The sequence below is a fragment of the Vibrio sp. SCP2 genome, assembly GCF_059295395.1.
Map to the genome: position 1 here is coordinate 118,739 of NZ_JCAFVV010000002.1, position 19,659 is coordinate 138,397.

The 19,659-nt window shown below is 44.6% G+C and carries 12 protein-coding genes and 1 tRNA gene; 10 read left to right on the forward strand and 3 right to left on the reverse strand.

Translation table 11 applies throughout. The features are described from left to right. Window positions 1-4 precede the first annotated feature (4 nt). A complete protein-coding gene (locus tag AC5O63_RS08520) occupies window positions 5-1,204 on the forward strand; it encodes a NupC/NupG family nucleoside CNT transporter (RefSeq protein WP_494504654.1) in 1,200 nt (399 codons plus the stop codon). A gap of 214 nt (window positions 1,205-1,418) precedes the next feature. On the opposite strand, the gene folD is transcribed toward AC5O63_RS08520, so the two are convergent. Beyond that, window positions 1,419-2,279: a bifunctional methylenetetrahydrofolate dehydrogenase/methenyltetrahydrofolate cyclohydrolase FolD gene (gene folD / locus AC5O63_RS08525; RefSeq protein ID WP_004748512.1), complete on the reverse strand. Its 861-nt coding sequence runs from the start codon at window positions 2,277-2,279 to the stop codon at window positions 1,419-1,421. Between the two features lie 201 nt (window positions 2,280-2,480). On the opposite strand from folD, the gene AC5O63_RS08530 reads away from it, so the two are divergent. The 4 genes from AC5O63_RS08530 (at window position 2,481) to AC5O63_RS08545 (ending at window position 8,091) form a co-directional block, all read left to right on the forward strand. After that, window positions 2,481-2,557 (forward strand) — tRNA-Arg (locus AC5O63_RS08530). A 409-nt stretch (window positions 2,558-2,966) separates the two neighbouring features. Then, window positions 2,967-4,601, forward strand: coding sequence for a response regulator (locus tag AC5O63_RS08535; protein ID WP_494504655.1), 1,635 nt, complete (start codon window positions 2,967-2,969; stop codon window positions 4,599-4,601). A 134-nt stretch (window positions 4,602-4,735) separates the two neighbouring features. After that, complete coding sequence (locus AC5O63_RS08540) at window positions 4,736-5,344, forward strand: DUF2913 family protein (RefSeq protein ID WP_367937612.1); 609 nt, start codon at window positions 4,736-4,738, stop codon at window positions 5,342-5,344. A 206-nt stretch (window positions 5,345-5,550) separates the two neighbouring features. Next, window positions 5,551-8,091: a beta-prism lectin domain-containing protein gene (locus tag AC5O63_RS08545; RefSeq protein ID WP_494504656.1), complete on the forward strand. Its 2,541-nt coding sequence runs from the start codon at window positions 5,551-5,553 to the stop codon at window positions 8,089-8,091. Window positions 8,092-8,165: 74 nt separating this feature from the next. Here AC5O63_RS08545 and AC5O63_RS08550 read toward each other — a convergent pair whose 3' ends face one another. Further along, on the reverse strand, window positions 8,166-10,163 hold the full coding sequence (locus AC5O63_RS08550) for a methyl-accepting chemotaxis protein (protein ID WP_494504657.1): 1,998 nt from the start codon (window positions 10,161-10,163) through the stop codon (window positions 8,166-8,168). A gap of 500 nt (window positions 10,164-10,663) precedes the next feature. After that, on the reverse strand, window positions 10,664-13,783 hold the full coding sequence (locus AC5O63_RS08555) for a hybrid sensor histidine kinase/response regulator (protein ID WP_494504658.1): 3,120 nt from the start codon (window positions 13,781-13,783) through the stop codon (window positions 10,664-10,666). Between the two features lie 417 nt (window positions 13,784-14,200). On the opposite strand from AC5O63_RS08555, the gene AC5O63_RS08560 reads away from it, so the two are divergent. From AC5O63_RS08560 to AC5O63_RS08580, 5 genes are all read left to right on the forward strand, one after another. Next, window positions 14,201-14,923 (forward strand): response regulator, encoded by a 723-nt coding sequence (locus AC5O63_RS08560; RefSeq protein ID WP_494504659.1) that lies wholly within the window; start codon window positions 14,201-14,203, stop codon window positions 14,921-14,923. After that, window positions 14,913-16,373 (forward strand): ATP-binding protein, encoded by a 1,461-nt coding sequence (locus AC5O63_RS08565; protein WP_494504660.1) that lies wholly within the window; start codon window positions 14,913-14,915, stop codon window positions 16,371-16,373. The genes AC5O63_RS08560 and AC5O63_RS08565 overlap by 11 nt, the downstream gene beginning before the upstream one ends. 143 nt (window positions 16,374-16,516) lie before the next feature. After that, the gene (locus AC5O63_RS08570) at window positions 16,517-17,764 is read left to right on the forward strand and encodes an ABC transporter substrate-binding protein (RefSeq protein WP_004748526.1); all 1,248 of its coding nucleotides are present in this window, start codon (window positions 16,517-16,519) and stop codon (window positions 17,762-17,764) included. A gap of 116 nt (window positions 17,765-17,880) precedes the next feature. Continuing rightward, window positions 17,881-18,804 carry a carbohydrate ABC transporter permease gene (locus tag AC5O63_RS08575; protein ID WP_486787581.1) on the forward strand — a complete coding sequence of 308 codons (924 nt, stop codon included), beginning with the start codon at window positions 17,881-17,883 and terminating at the stop codon, window positions 18,802-18,804. Beyond that, the gene (locus tag AC5O63_RS08580) at window positions 18,801-19,658 is read left to right on the forward strand and encodes a carbohydrate ABC transporter permease (protein ID WP_004748529.1); all 858 of its coding nucleotides are present in this window, start codon (window positions 18,801-18,803) and stop codon (window positions 19,656-19,658) included. The genes AC5O63_RS08575 and AC5O63_RS08580 overlap by 4 nt, the downstream gene beginning before the upstream one ends. Window position 19,659 lies beyond the last annotated feature (1 nt).

Below are 19,659 nucleotides of genomic sequence, written 5' to 3' on the forward strand. Positions count from 1 at the left end.
TGTTATGAACTCAATTCTTGGTGTTGTAGCCATTCTATTTACTGCTTGGTTACTCTCTACAAATAGAAAGAAAATTAACTTTAAAACGGTATCGCTGGCGTTTGCATTGCAAATTACCTTTGCGCTATTGGTGTTGTACGTACCAGCAGGCAAAGAAGCGCTGAACAGCGTGACTGGCGCCGTCTCCAACCTGATTAACTATGGTCAAGAAGGTATCGCTTTCTTGTTTGGCGGCTTGGCAACAGGTGGCTTTACGTTTGCAATCAACGTTCTTGGCATCATCATCTTTTTCTCGGCGCTGATTTCTGGCTTGTACCACATTGGGCTTATGCCAAAAGTGATTAACCTTATTGGTGGCGGGCTGCAAAAGCTATTGGGTATTGGTCGTGCTGAGTCTTTGTCTGCGACAGCAAACATTTTTGTCGGCATGATTGAAGCGCCGCTAGTGGTAAAACCGTACTTAAAACAGATGACGGACTCGCAGTTTTTCGCTGTTATGTGTGGTGGTCTTGCTTCTGTCGCTGGTGGCACCTTGGTTGGTTACGCGTCGCTAGGTGTGGATCTCAACTACCTGATTGCTGCGGCGTTTATGTCGGCTCCGGCAGGTTTGTTGATGGCTAAGATCTTAGTACCTGAAACGGAAACCATCAGCCCGAGCACTGAGCTAGATAATGCCGAGATGCCGAAAGCGACCAACGTCGTTGAAGCTATGGCTGACGGTGCAATGTCTGGTTTGCGTATTGCCGTCGCTGTTGGCGCAACCTTACTTGCCTTTATCAGTGTAATTGCGATGCTTAACGGCATGCTAGGTTGGGTTGGCAGTCTAGTTGGAGTAGATCTGAGTTTTGAGTTAATCCTTGGTTATGTGTTCGCGCCAGTGGCGTGGCTACTCGGCGTTCCTTGGAATGAAGCCATCACTGCAGGTTCGTTAATCGGTAATAAGATCGTTGTGAACGAGTTTGTTGCCTTCATCCAATTAATGGATGTCAAAGCGCAGCTAAGTGAGCACTCACAAGCTATCGTGACCTTTGCACTGTGCGGTTTTGCAAACATCTCAACCATGGCGATGCTAATCGGTGGCTTGGGAAGCTTAGTACCGGAAAAGCGTCCATTCATTTCCAAATACGGCTTCCGCGCCATTGCGGCAGGTGTCATGGCAAACCTTATGAGCGCGTCAATTGCAGGTGTGATTCTTAGCTTGTAGGGAAGGGTACTGGAACGGACTTCGTCCTTCGGGAACGGGCTGCGCCCTATGGAAAGCGGGATTGGGCTTCGCCCTTGTGGAAAACTAAAGTGGACTTCTTAACCATAGCGGCGCAACTTTAGTTATCCAGTTATCCAGTTATCCAGTTATCCAAAACGCAAAAGGGCAGATATCACTCGATATCTGCCCTTTGATTATTTATGGCGTCTTCGTACTACTTCTTAGTATGAAACTGCTCACAAGCAAGCATGGTGTTCTCAATTAGGCTTGCTACCGTCATTGGTCCCACACCGCCTGGTACTGGGGTAATAAAGCTTGCGCGCTCTTTTGCGTTGTCATAGTCAACATCACCAACTAGCTTGCCTGAATCTAAGCGGTTAATACCCACATCGACCACTACTGCACCTTCTTTGATCCAATTACCAGGAATAAAGTTTGGTTTACCTACTGCAACCACAACTAAGTCAGCTTGGCGGACATGACCTTCAAGGTCTTTAGTGAAACGGTGACAAGTGGTGGTCGTGCAGCCTGCCAGCAGCAGCTCAAGCGTCATAGGGCGGCCGACAATGTTTGACGCACCTACAACAACTGCATGCATACCACGTAGGTTGATGTTGTAGCGCTCTAGTAGAGTGATAATGCCTTTAGGCGTACAAGAGCGGAGTTTAGGAATACGTTGAGCCAAACGACCTACGTTGTATGGGTGGAAACCATCGACGTCTTTTTCAGGGTGAATACGCTCAAGGACATGTGTTGCATCAATACCAGCAGGAAGCGGTAGCTGAACAAGGATACCGTCAATCTCCGCATCACCGTTAAGCTCATCAATAAGAGCCAGTAGCTCTTCTTCTGTCGTCGTTGCAGGAAGGTCAAAAGATTTTGAGACAAAGCCAACTTCTTCACATGCACGACGTTTACTGCCGACATAAACTTGAGAAGCCGGATCTTCGCCGACAAGAACCACTGCTAGGCCAGGAGCACGCAACCCAGCTTCTTTACGAGCTTTTACGCGGGCTGCAACTTCTGAGCGAACAGTTTGGGAAATTAGAGTTCCATCAATATTTTGAGCGGTCATGACTTTCCTTTAATAAGAATGGCGAATTATTTGCAGCGCATTGTCGCAAATTATTTGACGAACATCTATAAGCAAACGTTTGCTTTGTGGTGTTTTTAATCAAAATAGAATTCTGTGACCTTTTTTTAGTCAGTCAGATCATAATGTTACTAAAAGCCCTTGTTTTAAGAATTCGAACTCGTATAATCCTTTCCCTGTAGCGCGCCCTTAGCTCAGCTGGATAGAGCACGTCCCTTCTAAGGATGTGGTCGTAGGTTCGAATCCTACAGGGCGTGCCATTTATTCTAGAAACCCGATAGCTCATTAGAGCTGTCGGGTTTTTTCGTTTTGGTGCTTTTCCAACTTGTCTATCTCATGCAGTTAGGTGGTCAATGACTGCCATTTTCAGTGCTTGATATCGAGCCAATGTTGATACGTGAATGCGCATATCTTTTAGTTGTTTGCTTAAGTATTACTCAATAAGCATCTTTTTTGTGAATGATTATCACTTTAGGTTTAGCTTTGTGAATGTTTATATGAGTTTGTTTTTGTAGTTAATTAATTGATATATAGGGATAAAATGGATTTTTATAATGATTAATTTGTAACTGAGATTCGGCTCGTGTATCTAAGTCTGCGGCTAGTGATAGGCTTTAATGTGTCGGCCTTCTAGCATCCACTCGAAAATTAGATGACAGATGTAGTTAGATGGCGGACAAAAAAGATTTAAGTGACAAGCGAGTACTTATCGTAGAAGAGAACAGTATGTTGTCTTCGTCGATAAAAAACATGCTGAAAAAAATGGGTGGTGCAGAAGATAAGTTGCACAAGGCACAAAATGTCATGACCTTTAAGCAGCTTGTTAACCAGCATCGCTTTGATCTGATCATTTGTTCTTATGCCAGTAAGAAGAAAATAGTCGGCCCTAAATATCACTACCTTTATCAGCAAAGCCGTGCCTACTCACGTGACTGCTCATTTGTCGTGATTGCCAATAGTGGCGATGATGACCATATTAGAGGGGCAGAGGAGTTAGAGCCGGACAATATTCTCGGTCACCCTTTTAATTACAACCAGTTTAAGCACCTTATTGCCAGTAGCTTAATTAAACGTTCGATTTTGGCAACGGTGCATAAGAAGCTCGAAATTGGTTTATATGATGACGCGATTGAAATTTGCAATCGACAATCAAAACGCAAGGGGATTGAGTGGCTAGACTTTCACAAAGTCGTTGTTGATTGCTACGTAAAACAGAACAAATATGACTCAGCTCTACTAGTCCTTAAACAGTTGAGTAGACAGGTAAAACATCGTTGGCCACTTGTAAAACAGATTTCGCTGCATGATGAAATGGGAAATGAGGTGGAAGCATTAGCTCTAGCCCATGAATATGAACTTCTCGGTTACCCTGATGACCCTTTGGTTTCGCAGATCACAGCACGTCATTCATTGCTTGATTGTGATCTAGATAAAGCCGTTCGGGTAATGATTAAGCTTTCGATACGCTACCCACATATCGTTCACCTTACGCTAAAGTGTGTGATGCTGTGTATCATGCTCTCGGACTATCGAAAAGCGTCGATGTTTCTTGCCAAAATTGACTATGATTCAGTGCTAGATGATGAAGAGTTAGTGTTTATTGAGGAGCTGAGGTTGTTTCTCGAAGCACTTATCGCCATCAAAACACGCAACAAAATGAATCCGGCGACATTAAAAACATCTCTAAAGGCAATTTTGGCTATTCAAGAGAACGAGTTAATCGATAGCCATAAGCTCTCAAAAGGACTGTATCAGCTGTTGTTGCAAGTCAATGGAGTGAACCCTGTTTGCTCGCCAAAGCGTCTTGAGCTGCTGTACAACCAAACTAAGCTAGAACATCGCAAGTTTGCTCTACTTGCAGTGTCACTTCATATTGGTTGCTTAGATTTAGCCAGAACTTGGTTAGATGAGCTCAGGCTGCTTAATTCAAGCAAGAAAAATATCTCGATGACGATTAGCTGCATTGTGCTGGATAAAGCCGAAGCAATACTGAGTGTTAAGGCTCAAGCAATGCAACAAGCGACAGAAAAGGCGTCGTTAGGTCGTGTAATTGATGCTTTAGCGATAAAGGCCAAAGAGGCACCTTATTTTATCAACCATCACTCTCATTTTATTAACGCCATGCTGAAGTTTAAGGTGTCTGATAGCAGCAATATTGAGTTGCTTAAAGAGCAATTTCCTGTGAGTGTGGGGATTGTAATAGAGAACTTGATAAAGCAGGACCCGATGCACCCGAAGGTCACACAGATCCAAAAGGCAAAGCGTATTGTCCAAAAACGTCTCCAGACTCCAGTTCACGCTTAATCTTGAGGTTTGGTGAATAGTTGCTCAGACATCGATTGAATACTGTACTTACGTATTGCTTTTCGGTAGCATGTCGTTCCTTTAAAAAAAACTAATAGACTAAGCTCAAGCTTGGCACCTTACGCTCAGAGAACATGCGCAGTATCCATACCAAAATTAAACCTGAATTCGAGCCGCTACTGGCGGAGCTCGCTCTTCATGCTTTACTCCATTTGCGTACCAACCATACTGCGATCGTTTTAGGTAGCAAATCTCGCTCTCAAATCAACGATATTCTTTCGGCGTGGCTAAACAAAGCCGCCAACAGCAAGAAATATAAGCCTTTCAAAAAGAAGGTGAAATCGCTTGTCAGCCATGCGCGTTCTCAGCGACTGGACATGGAAGCCATGTTGGGCAATTTGCTGACACCCGTCGAAGGGGATGAACTGCCACACCTTGATAGCTTTTTACTGCTGGTCAATACCCTCGAAAAAGAGCTCAACACCACAGTACTTGTCTCAAGCCCTGAAGCTGTCGACTTACAACACAACAGCAAAGGGTGCTTGCTTTGTGTGCTTTCTGCTGATCTCAATGCTCATTTCAATAACCGTAATCGCTTAGTCGCGAATATTTCGATGCTGTTTCGTGGCACTCACGGAGAAAAGCACTCTTTCCTCCGTACTATATATTCTTCATCTCTGTTTGATCACCACATCGAGTTTGAAGATGGTGATTTTGTCAGAATTACCCTCTCGCTTCGCTAATCGCCTCTTTCTATTTTTAATAGTTCTAAAGTTTATAATTCCACGTATTAGAGACTTTTTTATCCCTAATTAATCTCGTGACTTACTGAGATTTGTTTTAATAATGAGATGTCTCATTATTGAACAGTTGATTTCTTTATAAGTTATTGAACTTATCTATTTGTAAGAAGATATTTAGCGCTCCAATAACTAGAGGGAAAAACCGTATGGAGCGCAAACTGATTTCATTAGCGGCTGTGCTAGTGTCATTAAATGCAACATCCGCTTTCGCAAAAGCTGCGGAAGGAGAAGGGTGTATTGTTAGTTTAGAAACAGGTGAAAAGTATTGTTTAAAGGTTGGTGAACGTTCAGGTTACTCGTTACCAGCATTCATATATCAGCATGATGTTGATGTTTATGCAGCTCCAGGTACAGCAGTCATGCTCAGCGACTGGGACAACCTGTCATACAATAGACTTGCCGTTTTTCAGGGCTTTACGCTTAATCAAGAGCTTGAGTCTGTTACTGCATACAATGGCAAGATCATCGACTTTTCCGCTCCGCGCTCAATGCGTGTTGTTGCAAAAGATGCAGAAGTAGAACCAGAACTAACGTGGTCGTGGCAAGAAAGTGACTTTATGCCGCAATATAACCAAGTTATGTCTTCACCAGTGATCGTTCAATTAAATGATGATAACGGTGATGGGAAAATTAATAACAGAGATATTGCCGATATTATTGTTACGACATTTTCTGGCTCCAATTATAGCCAGAATGGCATAGTTCGAGCACTAAGTGGTAAAGATGGGGCTGAATTGTGGGATTATCGTGAGGGGCCAATTTTCGCTGACCCGCGTTATTCTGTTGCTGCCGCTGATCTCGATGGTGATGGAAAAATTGAGATTGTTTCTGGCGCGATTGACTCGAATTACATCACTATTCTTGATCATCAAGGTCACCAGAAAAAACAGATAGAAATTATTTCGACAGGCTATCCGGCTGGTCAATTTGCTATTGCAGATATTGATAATGATGGTAGTGCGGAAATATTAGGTGCTGACGGCGTATATAATTACCAAACAGGCTTATTAAAATTCTCATACGCTTGGAGTCCTGCCCCTATCCCGGTAGATGCTGATGGCGATGGAATCCAAGAAGTTTTCGCCGATACGTCATTATATGATGCGAATGGCGCCGAAGTTTGGTCTTACCCAACACCTTATCGTGCTTGGTTCTCATCGGTGGCAAATTTAGATGATGATGCGAGTCCAGAATTGATCGTTTCAATTCCAAGAACGGCAAGTGAGCCGGATAGAAGCTCATTCTCGGTATTGGAGCACGACGGCTCTGTTAAATGGAGTGTGACCAATGTAAGCAATCCAGGTGGTGGTGTTCAGGCAGTCTCTAACTTTTTGGGTAAACCCAATACATCCGCAATCTCTCAGTCAGACACCTTTGGATTTAAACATCGTAAAAGTGCAAAGCTCGCCGTTGAAGACGAGCAACTTCTATACGTGAACTCAGGTTTAGCCATTGACGCAATTGGAACTAATGAAGGCAACTTGGTCGGTGGCGATGGTGGTCACGTCAATGCGCCGATCGACCTCACTCAAGTTACGGAAGTGGCCATTACCTCCGGTAAATATTTCTGGGGTGGAAAGCATCTATTGGCACTTGAGTTTTACTATGCAGATGGCTCATCAACAATGTTTGGGTCGAAGAGAGCTGCATTCTGGCAAAAAACTGAGCATTTCCAATTACCTAAAGGCAAAACGATCAGTGCAGTCAATGTGTGGTCAAAAGGTTGGTTAGTGGAAGCGCTACAGTTTGAGCTGTCTGAAGCCGCGGGCAATGAAACCCTTGGGATTGTTTATGCCGGCTACAATGCCGTCGATATGTACAACCGTCATGGTGAACTTGTATGGACGGTACCAAATGATGACTCAACCAGTGGCAAGATTGGTGTTTCGGCATTTGATTTCACTGGCAACGGTATCGACGAAGTGCTTGTTCAAGACCAGTTTAAAGTACGAATCCTTGATGGTCGTAGTGGTTTAGCGCTTGCCGAAATAGCAAACTCAACTGGTAGTTTGTGGGAGTTCCCTGTGGTGGCCGACCTCGCCGGAGACAATGATGCTGAGCTGGTTATTGTTGCGAATGACTATGACGAAAGATACTCGACCAATCATGGTGTTTATGTTTACAACTCCGACGACGACGATAAGCCATGGAAGAATGCGACCCGTATTTGGAACCAACATGCATTCTATCTGAGCAATATTAACCAAGATGGAACACTGCCAGATAAGTATGAGCCTAGCTGGTTAACGCACAATACCTATCGCTCAAGTTCGTATATTGCTGAAGAAAGTGAAAGTTCTAAAATTTATGGTTTTCCAACTGGACAGGCTACTGAACTCGATCTAGATGACGAACTATTCGTACGCTCTAGTTGGATGATCGACGCCCTAGGGGCTGATGAAGACGAGATGGTAGGTGGTCACGGTGGTGTGCTAGGAATTCCCGTTGATCTGGAACGAGTGGCATCTGTTGAAGTGACGTATGGCACTTTCTATTGGGGCGGCGATCATGTTGTCGCGCTTACCTTTATCTACCACGATGGTACGGTGCTATTTTATGGCTCTAAACACTATGCCTACGCGAAGAAAACAGGCAAGTTCGATGTACCTGAAGGTAAGGAAATTGAAGATATGAACGTATGGGCCACAGGCAACTACGTTGATGCGGTTCAATTTATATTTGATTAGAGTTTAACTCTCTAAATAGAGATAAAACGCCAACCGGTACTTTGTGAACCGATTGGCGTTTTTGTTTTGAGCGATTATGCCAGCTTAAACTTCTCTAATTGGTCACTCACTTCACTCACTTCATTACGATAGCTTGTGACAATTTGGTTCATGCTATCCGCTAGTTGCCCCGTATTTTGCGCAATATCAGAGAGGACATCGACATCTTGGTCGACCGCTTCGCTGGCTTTGGACTGTTCGACCGTAGAGTTGGCGATACTGGTAATGTGTTCATTAACCGTTTCAATCAATACTTCAAGTTGAGAGACACTGTTGGTGACTTCAGAAACTGAGTTGAACGTTGAGTCGGTCGCTTCTCGGCTTTTATCCATATTACTCACCGCAGTTTGCGTATTATTGGTGATGTTTGAAAGCAACTGAGAGATGTGTTCGGTTGCTTCTTTACTGCGCTGAGCGAGATCTCGAACTTCAGAAGAGACAACGGCAAAGCCACGGCCATGCTCACCAGCGCGAGCAGCCTCAATAGCAGCGTTCAATGCTAGTAAGTTGGTTTGCTCGGAAATGCCATTAATCGTTTCAACAATTTTACTGACACTTTGTGCGTCTTGCTCTAACTGTGACATACACTCTTGGGTTTGCTCTATTTGATTGACCAAGGCTTTCACAATCTCATAAGAATCCTGACTTTGCTTTTGACACGTGAGCACCTTATTGGTCATTTGCTCCGTTTCTTCTAATGCGCGTTCAGAAGAAGAGGCGATCTCTAGACTTGATTGAGAGAGTTGAGTCATGGCGGCAGCGATGTTGCCACATTTGTCAGAGGTTGCTCGACTACTGTCTCCAAGGTCATTGGCCCCTTGAACCATTTGATCGAGTCGCTGATGGCTGTGCTCATTGGTTTCGGTGACGTTAATCAACAGTCGCTTAATGCTGGAAACCAAGCCATTGACACTTGACGATATTTGCGACAGTTCATTTTTACCTTCATCTTTCAGCACCATGCTAAGGTCGTTAGATTTGGACATACTCGCTAAGTTGCTGGTGAGTTCGCCTACTCGATGCTTAATACTTGAAAGGCTGGTAACCAGTCCACCGACCAAAATAGCACCTAAACAGACAATCGCAGCGATCATCATACTGAGTGACCACTGCGAAGAGCTTGCTTGAGTTGAAACTACATCAGTCATTGTGGTCGCTAGTTGATTGCGTATTTTATTAACCAGCTTGATTCTCTCTGTGGCTAAACCGAACCAATCTAAAGCAGAAGGGCCTTGTAGGTTTTTTAATTGATCTTTCTGACCTAAGTATTGGTTCTGAATATCAACAACCTGTTTCCAAGTTGGGCTGTTTTTTGCTGCCTCAAGTTGGTTTAAGAACTCACTTGGCATGGCTAGGCTCGCTAGTCTTTCTGCGTATTCACCGGACTTGAGGTAATTTTCTATTGCGGTGTACTGACCAAGCGAGGAGTTTTTACGAGCAAAAGCCCCGTTAAGTGCGCCGCGAACTTGTCCGGCCCTTTCTTTAATGACCATCACTGAGGTTAAAGAGTTACCTAGTCTGATAATCTCAGAGTTACTTACGCCAGAAACCAGTAGAACAGCATTGTCGATCGCGAGCTGATTAAGATTGGAGTAGTAAGCGAATGGAGAGCGCTGAGGTGAAAGTTGGTCAACTTGGTTGCGGATTTGATTGATATCCGCAAGCTGAGTAGCCAAAGACTGTTTCAAATTATTCGCCAGTTCCGAAGAGATATATTCAGGTTTAAATGCGTTAAATGCCGCGATGTGCTGATCGGCATTTTTGCGCTGCTCTTTGAGCTTAGCGACTTGCTCTTGTGCGCCTTTACTTCCAAGCACCCCAGCCGTTAACCCTCGTTCTACGGCAAGGTTATGGGCCAAGTTATCGTAGAGCAGTGTCAACTTGATGATCTCCTGATCGCGATTGGCTTGTTCTACCGTGGTTTTCTGAAAATTGGCGAGCTCTACTGCCATCAGTAGAGCTAAGATTAAGGGAACTCCAGCTAAGGCGGTAAAGGTGTGGTGAAGCGAAAAGCGTTTTATGAGCGATCGCATAAATGGCCTCCTAACGTCGAATTTATAATTATGATGCCTTGATAATAGTTGAAATGGCTTTCTTGTTGAGTGACCAAAGCCAGATTGTGTGCGTTAAGCTCAGAGGTTATTGAGGAAAATAGAAATAAAGCCTATCGCTGTCATAAAAATTTAATCTAAGTATGCATTGAGAAAGTCTCTAAATTTCATCATATTGTAATGACTATGTAACAAAAGAGAGACTGGCCTATGCAGCACCAAGAAATGATCCAACCTTCCAACTTTGGCCTAATCGGTCGTACTTGCTTATTTTCTTTAATCGGTATTGTGAGTATCTTTACCCTGCTATAGAAAAAGCCGAGAGGTATGCCTTGGTTGGTAAGTAATTGCTTACTTGTGTTTTCAAACATCCAAGGCGCCCTTACTCAATTGCGGTTTTAGCTACCTTCTCAATACTCTTAAACTGCTCACCTTTGCCTCATTTTGTTCCACTTGCGCGAAGAAGAACCACTCAACGGGTTTTAGTGGTGATTACTCCACTGCAATAGTTTTTCTTCCAGCAAGGAACGATTGACGGGTTTGGTGAGAAAGTCATTCATTCCCACGTGCTTACAAGCATTGCGGTCACTCTCCATTGCATTAGCAGTCATGGCGATGATGGGTATATTCTTAACACTTTCGCCACTCGCACCACTACGGATTCGGTGTGTGGCTTCGTAACCATCCATCTCTGGCATCTGACAATCCATTAAAACAATATCGAAGCTGTTTTCATCTGAAAGAGCGCTTAAAGCTTCGCGGCCATTGTTGGTAATTGTGCAGTCCAATCCGAGCTTATGCAGCATGCCAGTAATGACGATTTGATTGACTCGGTTGTCTTCGACCACAAGCAGCTTAAGGTCGCTATCGAGTGAGGTTGGTGATTGCTTCTGTGGCTGCATTGCCGATAGGTAGTTGTGAGTAACAAGCTGTTTACCCGGAGAAAAGTCAGGGCTTGCGATAACCTTAAGAGCATTGACAAGATCGTTGGTCGTGGCCGGTTTGACAAAGTAACCGCTTAGCCCACTTGTTTGAATCGTTTCCGGTTTAGGAACGTTGTCGATCGAAGTCATCATGATCAGTTTCATCGATTGAGTACTTGGATCGCTACTGAGCTGTTGGCTGAGTTGAAGGCCATCTTTTTCCGCCATCTGCATGTCTAAAAAGGCGATATCGAACATCGGGAGATTATCTTCAGTTCGACGTTGGCATAAGCTGATGGCTTCGAAAGCACTAGAGCAGGAGACGGCGCTTGCGCCCCAGTGTTGTAGTTGGCGCAAAATCACTTCTTGGTTAATCGCATTGTCGTCTACTACCAGAATATTGAGCAGCGAGATGTCTACGCTTGGAATGACTTTCTCCGATTGATCTGACTTCTGTACTAACAGGTCAAAACTAAACTCACTTCCTTTGGCAACTTGGCTGGTCGCTGAGACATTGCCACCCATTAGCTGGCATAACTTTTTGACTATGGCGAGGCCCAAACCAGTACCGCCATATCGTCTTGTCGTCGAGCTATCTACTTGACTAAATTTGTCAAATAAAGAGCCTATTCGGTCGGGTGGAATGCCAATGCCTGAATCTTTGACTGATGCTTTAAGCTGCCATTGGGTGGCATCGTACTCTTCGAGGCGCGCGGTGATAATGACTTCTCCATGTTCAGTAAACTTAAGTGCATTGCTGACAAGGTTAGAAAATATTTGCCTGATACGAGTACTGTCACCGATGATCATTGAGTGCTCTACGGCAATGGTATCGAGGATGATCTCGACATTTGGATTGGTTAAGCTCGCAGACATCGCTTCCGCAAAATCCCCTAACATATGTCGTAAGTCGAAGTGTTGTTGCTCAAGCTCTAATTTGTCAGCCTCAATTTTTGAAAAATCTAATATATCGTTGAGCAAGGTGAGAAGGGAGAGGGCGCTAGTATGAGCAAGGTAAGCTTGATGAGCTTGAGAGTGGTTAAGATCATTTTCTTGTAACAGATCAAGCATGCCGATAATGCCGTTCATTGGCGTGCGAATCTCGTGACTCATCACCGCCAAGAACTCACTTTTTGATAGCGCGGCTTGTTCTGCCTCTTCTTTGGCGAAGATAAGATCACGTTCCACCTGTTTCTGCTTCGAAATATCTTTAATGACTCCGGAAAATAACATGCCTTGGCTAGTTTCGACCTGAGCAATTGAAAGCAAGATAGGGAACATTTCACCCTGCTTGGTCACCGCCTGGAACTCTCGTCCTAAACGCCCTTGCTTATCCACGACGCCGATAATTTTACTGTGACCCGTTGCAAGATACTGATCGATGTAAGCTTGGTGTAACGCACCGTGTTTATTTGGCATCAGCCTTTCAACTTGCATCCCAACCGCTTCTTGCTCCAAATAGCCGAACATCATTTGCGCAGCTTGGTTAAAACTAAGGATCTTTCCTTCTCTGTCAATGGTGACAATGCCGTCAGCCGCGGTGTCCAAAATAGCTTCAAGTTTTTGAGTGACGAGCTTCTGCTGTTGTTCAGACGTTTGTTTTGCTTTGATCTCTTCATCGAGCCTTTCTATCGAAATAGTATTACTGTGTAAACGTTCCAATAGTTGATTAATGGCTTGGGTAATTGAATTGGTTTCTGAAGTGGAAGACGCAGGGAGCCTAGCATCGAGGTTATCCGTATCTAAGCCAATGATGTTCTGGTTGAGAGCTTCAAGTGGATTAATAATCAAGGTTCGAATCGAGAGCCACATAGCCAAAGTAAGCGCTATCGCGGCAATGACAAAGATGAATAACATCCTTTGCTTAATGGCACTCAAACTGCTCAAAGCTTGCTCTGCATCGAATGCCACCGACAGTAAGTAATTAGCTTGACCAAAATACATCTCCTTGCTTGCTTGAAGTACTTGAGAGGGGGTAGCAAGTTTTCCGACCATAAGTGGGCTTGACTCGCTCATTTGGTCTGATAACCCAAGGTTCGCCACTGGATAGTGGGCATGCTCTAGCCGTTGATAGGTTGCATTGAGTAGATCGAGTACATTGCGTTGCCAATCGAATGATAGCAGCGACCAACCGACTAATTGATCGCGAAAATAAATCGGGCTGACCACCCACTGAGACAGCTTTCTTCCGACCTCCGCCGATAAGAATGGATCCTGACTTGGCGTACTTATAATGGTGTCGCGGGTTAGTAGCTGGCTGAGTTGGGGGTGGGTTTCTAAATCGTAATTCAGCCACTTTTCGCCGAAGAATTTGTTCCCTGTATAGTCGACGCTTGAAGTAGAAAACACATATCCGTCGTAATCGATGATAAAGATGTAATTAATGAAGTGACTGTTTTTAATTGAGTCGTTAAGCTCTTGGGCTATGCCTCGGTTGATGCCTAAGTCGAGTGCTTTAATCACATTACGATTCTGGGCACTAAGTGATGCAATGGAGGTGACTTTCTGGTTATGTCCATCAATGATCCCTTCTGCTAGCTCCAAAGAACCACTCAGTTGCTGATACGCTTTGTATTCTAATGCATGTTCTGAATACTTATAGATGTAGTACCCGGCAGCTAAGAACATACACAGGGTTAGGAGAACAATACTGAGAAGGGTTTTTTTGGTTAGCGTCATTGATGATTAAAACCACTGGTAGCTGAAATTTGGCAACTTCTTTTCGTCAAGCTGTAAACGATAGAAGCTCTCTTTAAAGCCTCGCACATTGTCAGGATAGCCTGTCCATGTGGCTAAACCGATCGAATAGTTGGCAAAAACAGTATTTGAGACAGGTAAGATTAATAGCAGCGTAAACAAGCATCTACTTAACATCGATAGAGGGTTTCTCATTAGGGACCTAGCGCTTTTTGATGATTTTTATTGTTTTAGCTTAGACGTAAATCACTACTTTTGAATGATTGTTAAACTTTATTTTGTTAATAAGATGTGATGTGTGTCCGCAAGAGGTTCAAATTCTTTGGAATCTTCATTCATCTCGAATATCAGAAGTGATTACACTCGCTCTATTAATACAGAGCAGTAATAGGTAAGGGTATGTCAGCTAAAATTCTCGTTGTCGATGACGATCAAGAAATTTGTGAGTTATTGGAAGAGTATCTGACCAAGCAAAGCTATCAGGTTTCGGCTGTTAATGATGGCGAGCAAATGAAAGCCTATATAGAGCAGCAAGGCTATCCAGACCTGATTTTACTCGATGTGATGCTGCCCGGCGATGATGGATTTACCCTGTGCCAGCAAGTTCGCCGTCACTCGTCTGTGCCTATTATTATGCTCACTGCGGTGTCCGATGATACTGACCAGATTATTGGTCTAGAGATCGGCGCAGATGACTATATCGCCAAGCCATTTAACCCTCGACATCTTAATGCACGTATCAAAGCGGTTTTGCGCCGCGTCAATGTAACGGAAGATATCCCAGCTAGCGCCAATGCTAAGTCGATTGTGTTTGGTGACTGGCAACTTGATCCGTTAGCGCACCGAATTACCCACTTAGAAACTCATCAATCTCATGACCTCTCTGGGAGTGATTTCGCTTTGTTGATGCTGTTTCTCAAGCGTCCTAATGAAGTGTTAGATCGCGATACCATCTCTTTTGCGACTCGTGGACGTGAAGCGCTCCCATTTGAACGTGGGATAGATGTTCAGCTCAGTCGATTAAGACAGCGACTGGGCGATAGTGCCAAGTTTCCTCACTACATTAAGACGATGCGTGGTAATGGCTATTTATTGGCAGTACCGGTGAGCTATGAGAGCTAGTATTTGGAACTGGTTTCGACAGTTTAAGCCCAATTCATTAGTCAGCCGAACTTTAGGCTTAACCTTACTGGCAGTGATTCTCGCGCAAGGCGTTGCTACCAGCATCTGGTATACGGAATCGAAACACAAAGAGTTGGCAGGGATTCGTGACGCTTCAGAAAGTATGGCCAACATGTTCGCGTCTACAGTGACCTTTTTTCAATCTCTCCCCGTTCGCTACCGTCATATCGTGCTGGACCAAATCCGCAATATGGGGGGAACGCGCTTTTTCGTTTCTTTCAATAAAGAGCAACTCATTGTTGAACCGATCGAAGATACGCCGCTGAAACTGGCATCAATCGAGGCGATTGAAGGGGTATTGCAAAACAAACTGCGTAAAGCTGAAAGCATCTCGGTCGACTTTTCCCATCCAGATAACCTACGTTTACTGAAAAACGATATCTATCTGCATGATCTACCAAAGTCATGGGCGCACCATACCCTGACGTTAAATCCTATCGACCCGCCAATTTTAGTGGTGCAGATCGAGCTTGCCTCGCATGAGTGGGTTTATATCGCGGCTCTACTGCCAGCTCCTTACGTTACGTTAGATGACACCTTAATTGGCCGTGAGCAGATTCTGTTTCTGATTTTCTCGACTACGATTTTGCTTGCTCTGACCTATCTATTGGTTCGCCGGCAAGTCAAGCCACTTAAGCGATTAGCCAAGGCCGCCAATGAAATGAGTATGGATATTGAACAGGCGCCGCTGCAAGAAGAGGGGGCAAGTGAGCTTATCACTGCCACCCGAGCATTTAATCGTATGCAGCAACGAATCCGTCGCTATGTTGCCGATCGTGAACATCTTTTCTCGGCCATTTCACATGATTTAAAAACGCCTATCACACGTTTGAGGCTGCGCGCTGAGCTTCTGGAAAGTGATACCAAACGCGAGAAGTTCAATCGTGACCTTGATGAGTTAGAGATGATGGTGAAAGGGGCTCTGCAATGTGTCCGTGATACCGATCTGCATGAAAACAACGCCTATATTGATTTAAGTGAAATGATACAAAGCGTCGCGGAACCTTATAACCAGTATCAAACCCAAGTCGAGTTTAAGCCAAGAGAGATGGATCCGATTGTCGCTAAGCCACTTGCGATGAAACGTGTGCTAAGCAATTTGATTGAGAATGCGGTCAAGTATGGTCAACGTGCTGAAGTGAACGTCATGGTTGATGATGAATGGATAACGGTAGTCATCTGCGATCATGGCCCTGGTATTCCTGAAGAAAAGCTGGAAGCCGTGTTTGAGCCTTATTATCGTCTGGCAAATGACGAAGATGGGCACGGTTTAGGCTTAGGAATTTGCCGCAATATCCTCCATGGACATGGCGGAGATCTCATTATTGACAACTTGCCAAATAGAGGCTTGAGAGCGCAAGTCTTTATTCCACCGAGTCTTGAGGTGTAATGTAACATAGTTGTTACATTGGTTTTACGGTTTGTTTCAATCAAAAAATTCTAATTGGATAGACTCCCTTATGTACAAGCAAGAACGCTTGGGGTCATTAAGCAGTTGGCCTGAATGTCTAATCCAATACATGGAAGATAATAATGAAACTTAATAAAACCCTACTTACCCTCTCTCTACTTTCTGCTGCTAATTTTGCTAACGCTGGTGAAGTTGAAGTTCTTCACTGGTGGACAGCGGGTGGCGAAGCAAAGTCTGCCGCTGTACTTAAAGATATGCTAGAGCAGCAAAACCATACTTGGAAAGATTTCGCGGTTGCTGGTGGCGGCGGTGAGTCGGCAATGACTGTACTGAAAACGCGTGCCGTATCAGGTAACCCACCGTCTGCAGCGCAGATCAAAGGTCATGATATTCAAGAGTGGGGCGGTCTTGGCTTCCTAACGTCACTAGACAGCACGGGTCAGCAAGAGAAATGGGATGAAATCCTTCCTTCTGTTGTAACTAAAGTGATGAAGTTTGACGGCGAGTATGTAGCGGTTCCTGTTAACGTTCACCGTGTAAACTGGATTTGGGCAAACCCAGAAGTACTTAAGAAGTCGGGCGTAGAACTACCAACAACCCTTGATGAGTTCTTCGTAGCCGCAGACAAAATTAAAGCGGCAGGTTACGTACCTTTAGCGCACGGTGGTCAGCCATGGCAAGACGCAACGGTATTTGAAGCAGTAGCACTAGACGTTCTAGGCAGTGAAGATTACAACAAGGCATTTGTTGAACTTGATATGGATACACTGTCTGGCGACAAAATGGTTGAAGTGTTCACTAAGTTTAAGAAAATTCGCGACTACATTGACGCCAACTCTCCGGGCCGTGATTGGAACGTAGCCACTTCAATGGTCATCAACGGTGAAGCGGCAATGCAAATCATGGGCGACTGGGCGAAAGGTGAGTTTACCGCTGCAGGTAAAGTCCCAGGCAAAGACTACATCTGTGCACCAGCACCAGGTACTAACGGGCAGTTCACTTTCAACATCGATAGTTTTGCGTTCTTTGAACTGAGCGACAAAGCAAACCAAAAAGCGCAGCAAGATCTAGCGCGCACCATCCTAACCAAAGACTTCCAAGAAGTGTTCAACCTAAACAAAGGTTCAATTCCAGTACGTTTAGATATGGACATGTCGAAGTTTGACCAATGTGCATTGGACTCTATGGCGACCTTCAAAGCGAGTGCTAAGTCAGGCGACCTAGTGCCAAGTATGGCGCATGGTCTATCGACTACAAGCTACGCTCAAGGCGCGATCTATGACGTCGTTACTAACTTCTTCAATGACGACAAAGCGGATCCACAACAGGCAGCACAAAAGCTCGCGAAAGCGGTTAAAGCTGCGATCTAACTTCCGTAGTTAAATCACACCCCCAAAGGGCGTTCAGGCTTGTGGGGAGCCTGTTCGCCCTTTCCTCTATTTCCGATCAGGATGTTGATCGGCGCGTTATGACGTAAGGACTCGTTATGGAGCATGTTGTAAATCGGTATGAAAAGAAGTCGACAACTAAGGCCAGTTTGGCCGACCGACTTCAACATTGGCTACCGAAAATCGTTCTTGCCCCGACCGTTCTTGTAACTGTGGTTTGTATCTATGGTTATATTTTCTGGACAGCGGCACTTTCAATGACCAACTCCCGTTTTCTACCTAGTTTTAACTTTGTTGGCTTCGCCCAATACGAAAAACTGATGGATAACGACCGTTGGATCACTTCTATTACCAACCTAGGTGTTTTTGGCCTGCTGTTCATGCTAGTGGCAATTGGACTCGGTGTCGGGCTAGCGATTCTTCTTGACCAAAATATCCGTCAGGAAGGGGCGATTCGTACTATCTATTTATACCCAATGGCCTTGTCGTTCATTGTTACAGGTACGGCGTGGAAATGGATTCTTAACCCAGGTCTTGGCATCGAAAAACTGATGCAAGATTGGGGTTTTACTGACTTTAAATTTGATTGGCTAGTGAACTCCGATATGGCGGTCTACACCTTAGTGATTGCGGCTGTATGGCAATCTTCAGGTTTCGTCATGGCAATGTTCCTTGCAGGCCTACGTGGTATAGATTCTTCGATTATCAAAGCAGCGCAGATTGACGGTGCGAACTTACCAACCATCTATTGGCGTATCATTATGCCGTGTCTAAGACCGGTGTTTTTTAGCGCCGTGATTATTACCTCCCACATTGCGATTAAGAGCTTTGACTTGGTCACAGCAATGACAGCGGGCGGGCCAGGGTACTCTTCCGATCTTCCTGCGCTGTTTATGTACGCGCACTCATTTACTCGTGGTCAAATTGGTTTAGGTGCTGCCAGTGCGATGATGATGTTAGCGGGAATACTTGCGATTTTGGTGCCTTACCTCTATTCAGAACTTAGGGAGAAAAAGTCATGATGCAAGGAATCAATTTCTCTCGACTGTTTATCTACTCAACGCTGGCATTTTTCTGTGTGGTTTACTTGATGCCGCTGTTTGTGATGGTGATTACCTCTTTTAAAACTTTGCCAGATATTAAAGCCGGTAACTTAATGAGCTTACCAACCGAGTGGGTGTTCGATGCTTGGCTTAAAGCTTGGGACAGCGCTTGTACTGGTGTGAAGTGTGAAGGGGTGAAAGGATATTTTTGGAACTCGTTCCAAATGGTGATACCTGCAGTAGCCATCTCTACCTTGCTTGGCGCGTTCAATGGTTACGTTGTGACCAAGTGGCAGTTCCGTGGCTCGAACCTGTTCTTTAGTTTGCTACTTTTTGGCTGCTTCATTCCGTTCCAAGTTGTTCTTCTGCCTATGGCAACGGTACTAGGTAAGCTTGGCTTGGCGAATACTACTGCTGGACTTGTGATTGTTCACGTTATCTACGGTATGGCATTTACGACGCTCTTTTTCCGTAACTTCTACATCAGTATTCCAGATGAACTGGTTAAGGCAGCCAAACTTGATGGCGCTGGCTTCTTTACCATCTTCTTCAAGATTCTACTGCCGATCTCAACGCCAATAATCATGGTGACCGTCATTTGGCAGTTCACCGCAATCTGGAATGACTTCTTATTTGGCGTCGTCTACTCAGGTTCAGAAACTCAGCCGATTACGGTGGCACTCAATAACTTAGTCAACACCAGTACTGGGGTGAAAGAGTACAACGTTGATATGGCAGCTGCGATTATAGCCGCACTGCCGACACTCTTAGTTTACGTATTAGCAGGGAAATACTTCGTTCGCGGCCTAACGGCTGGATCGGTAAAAGGATAAT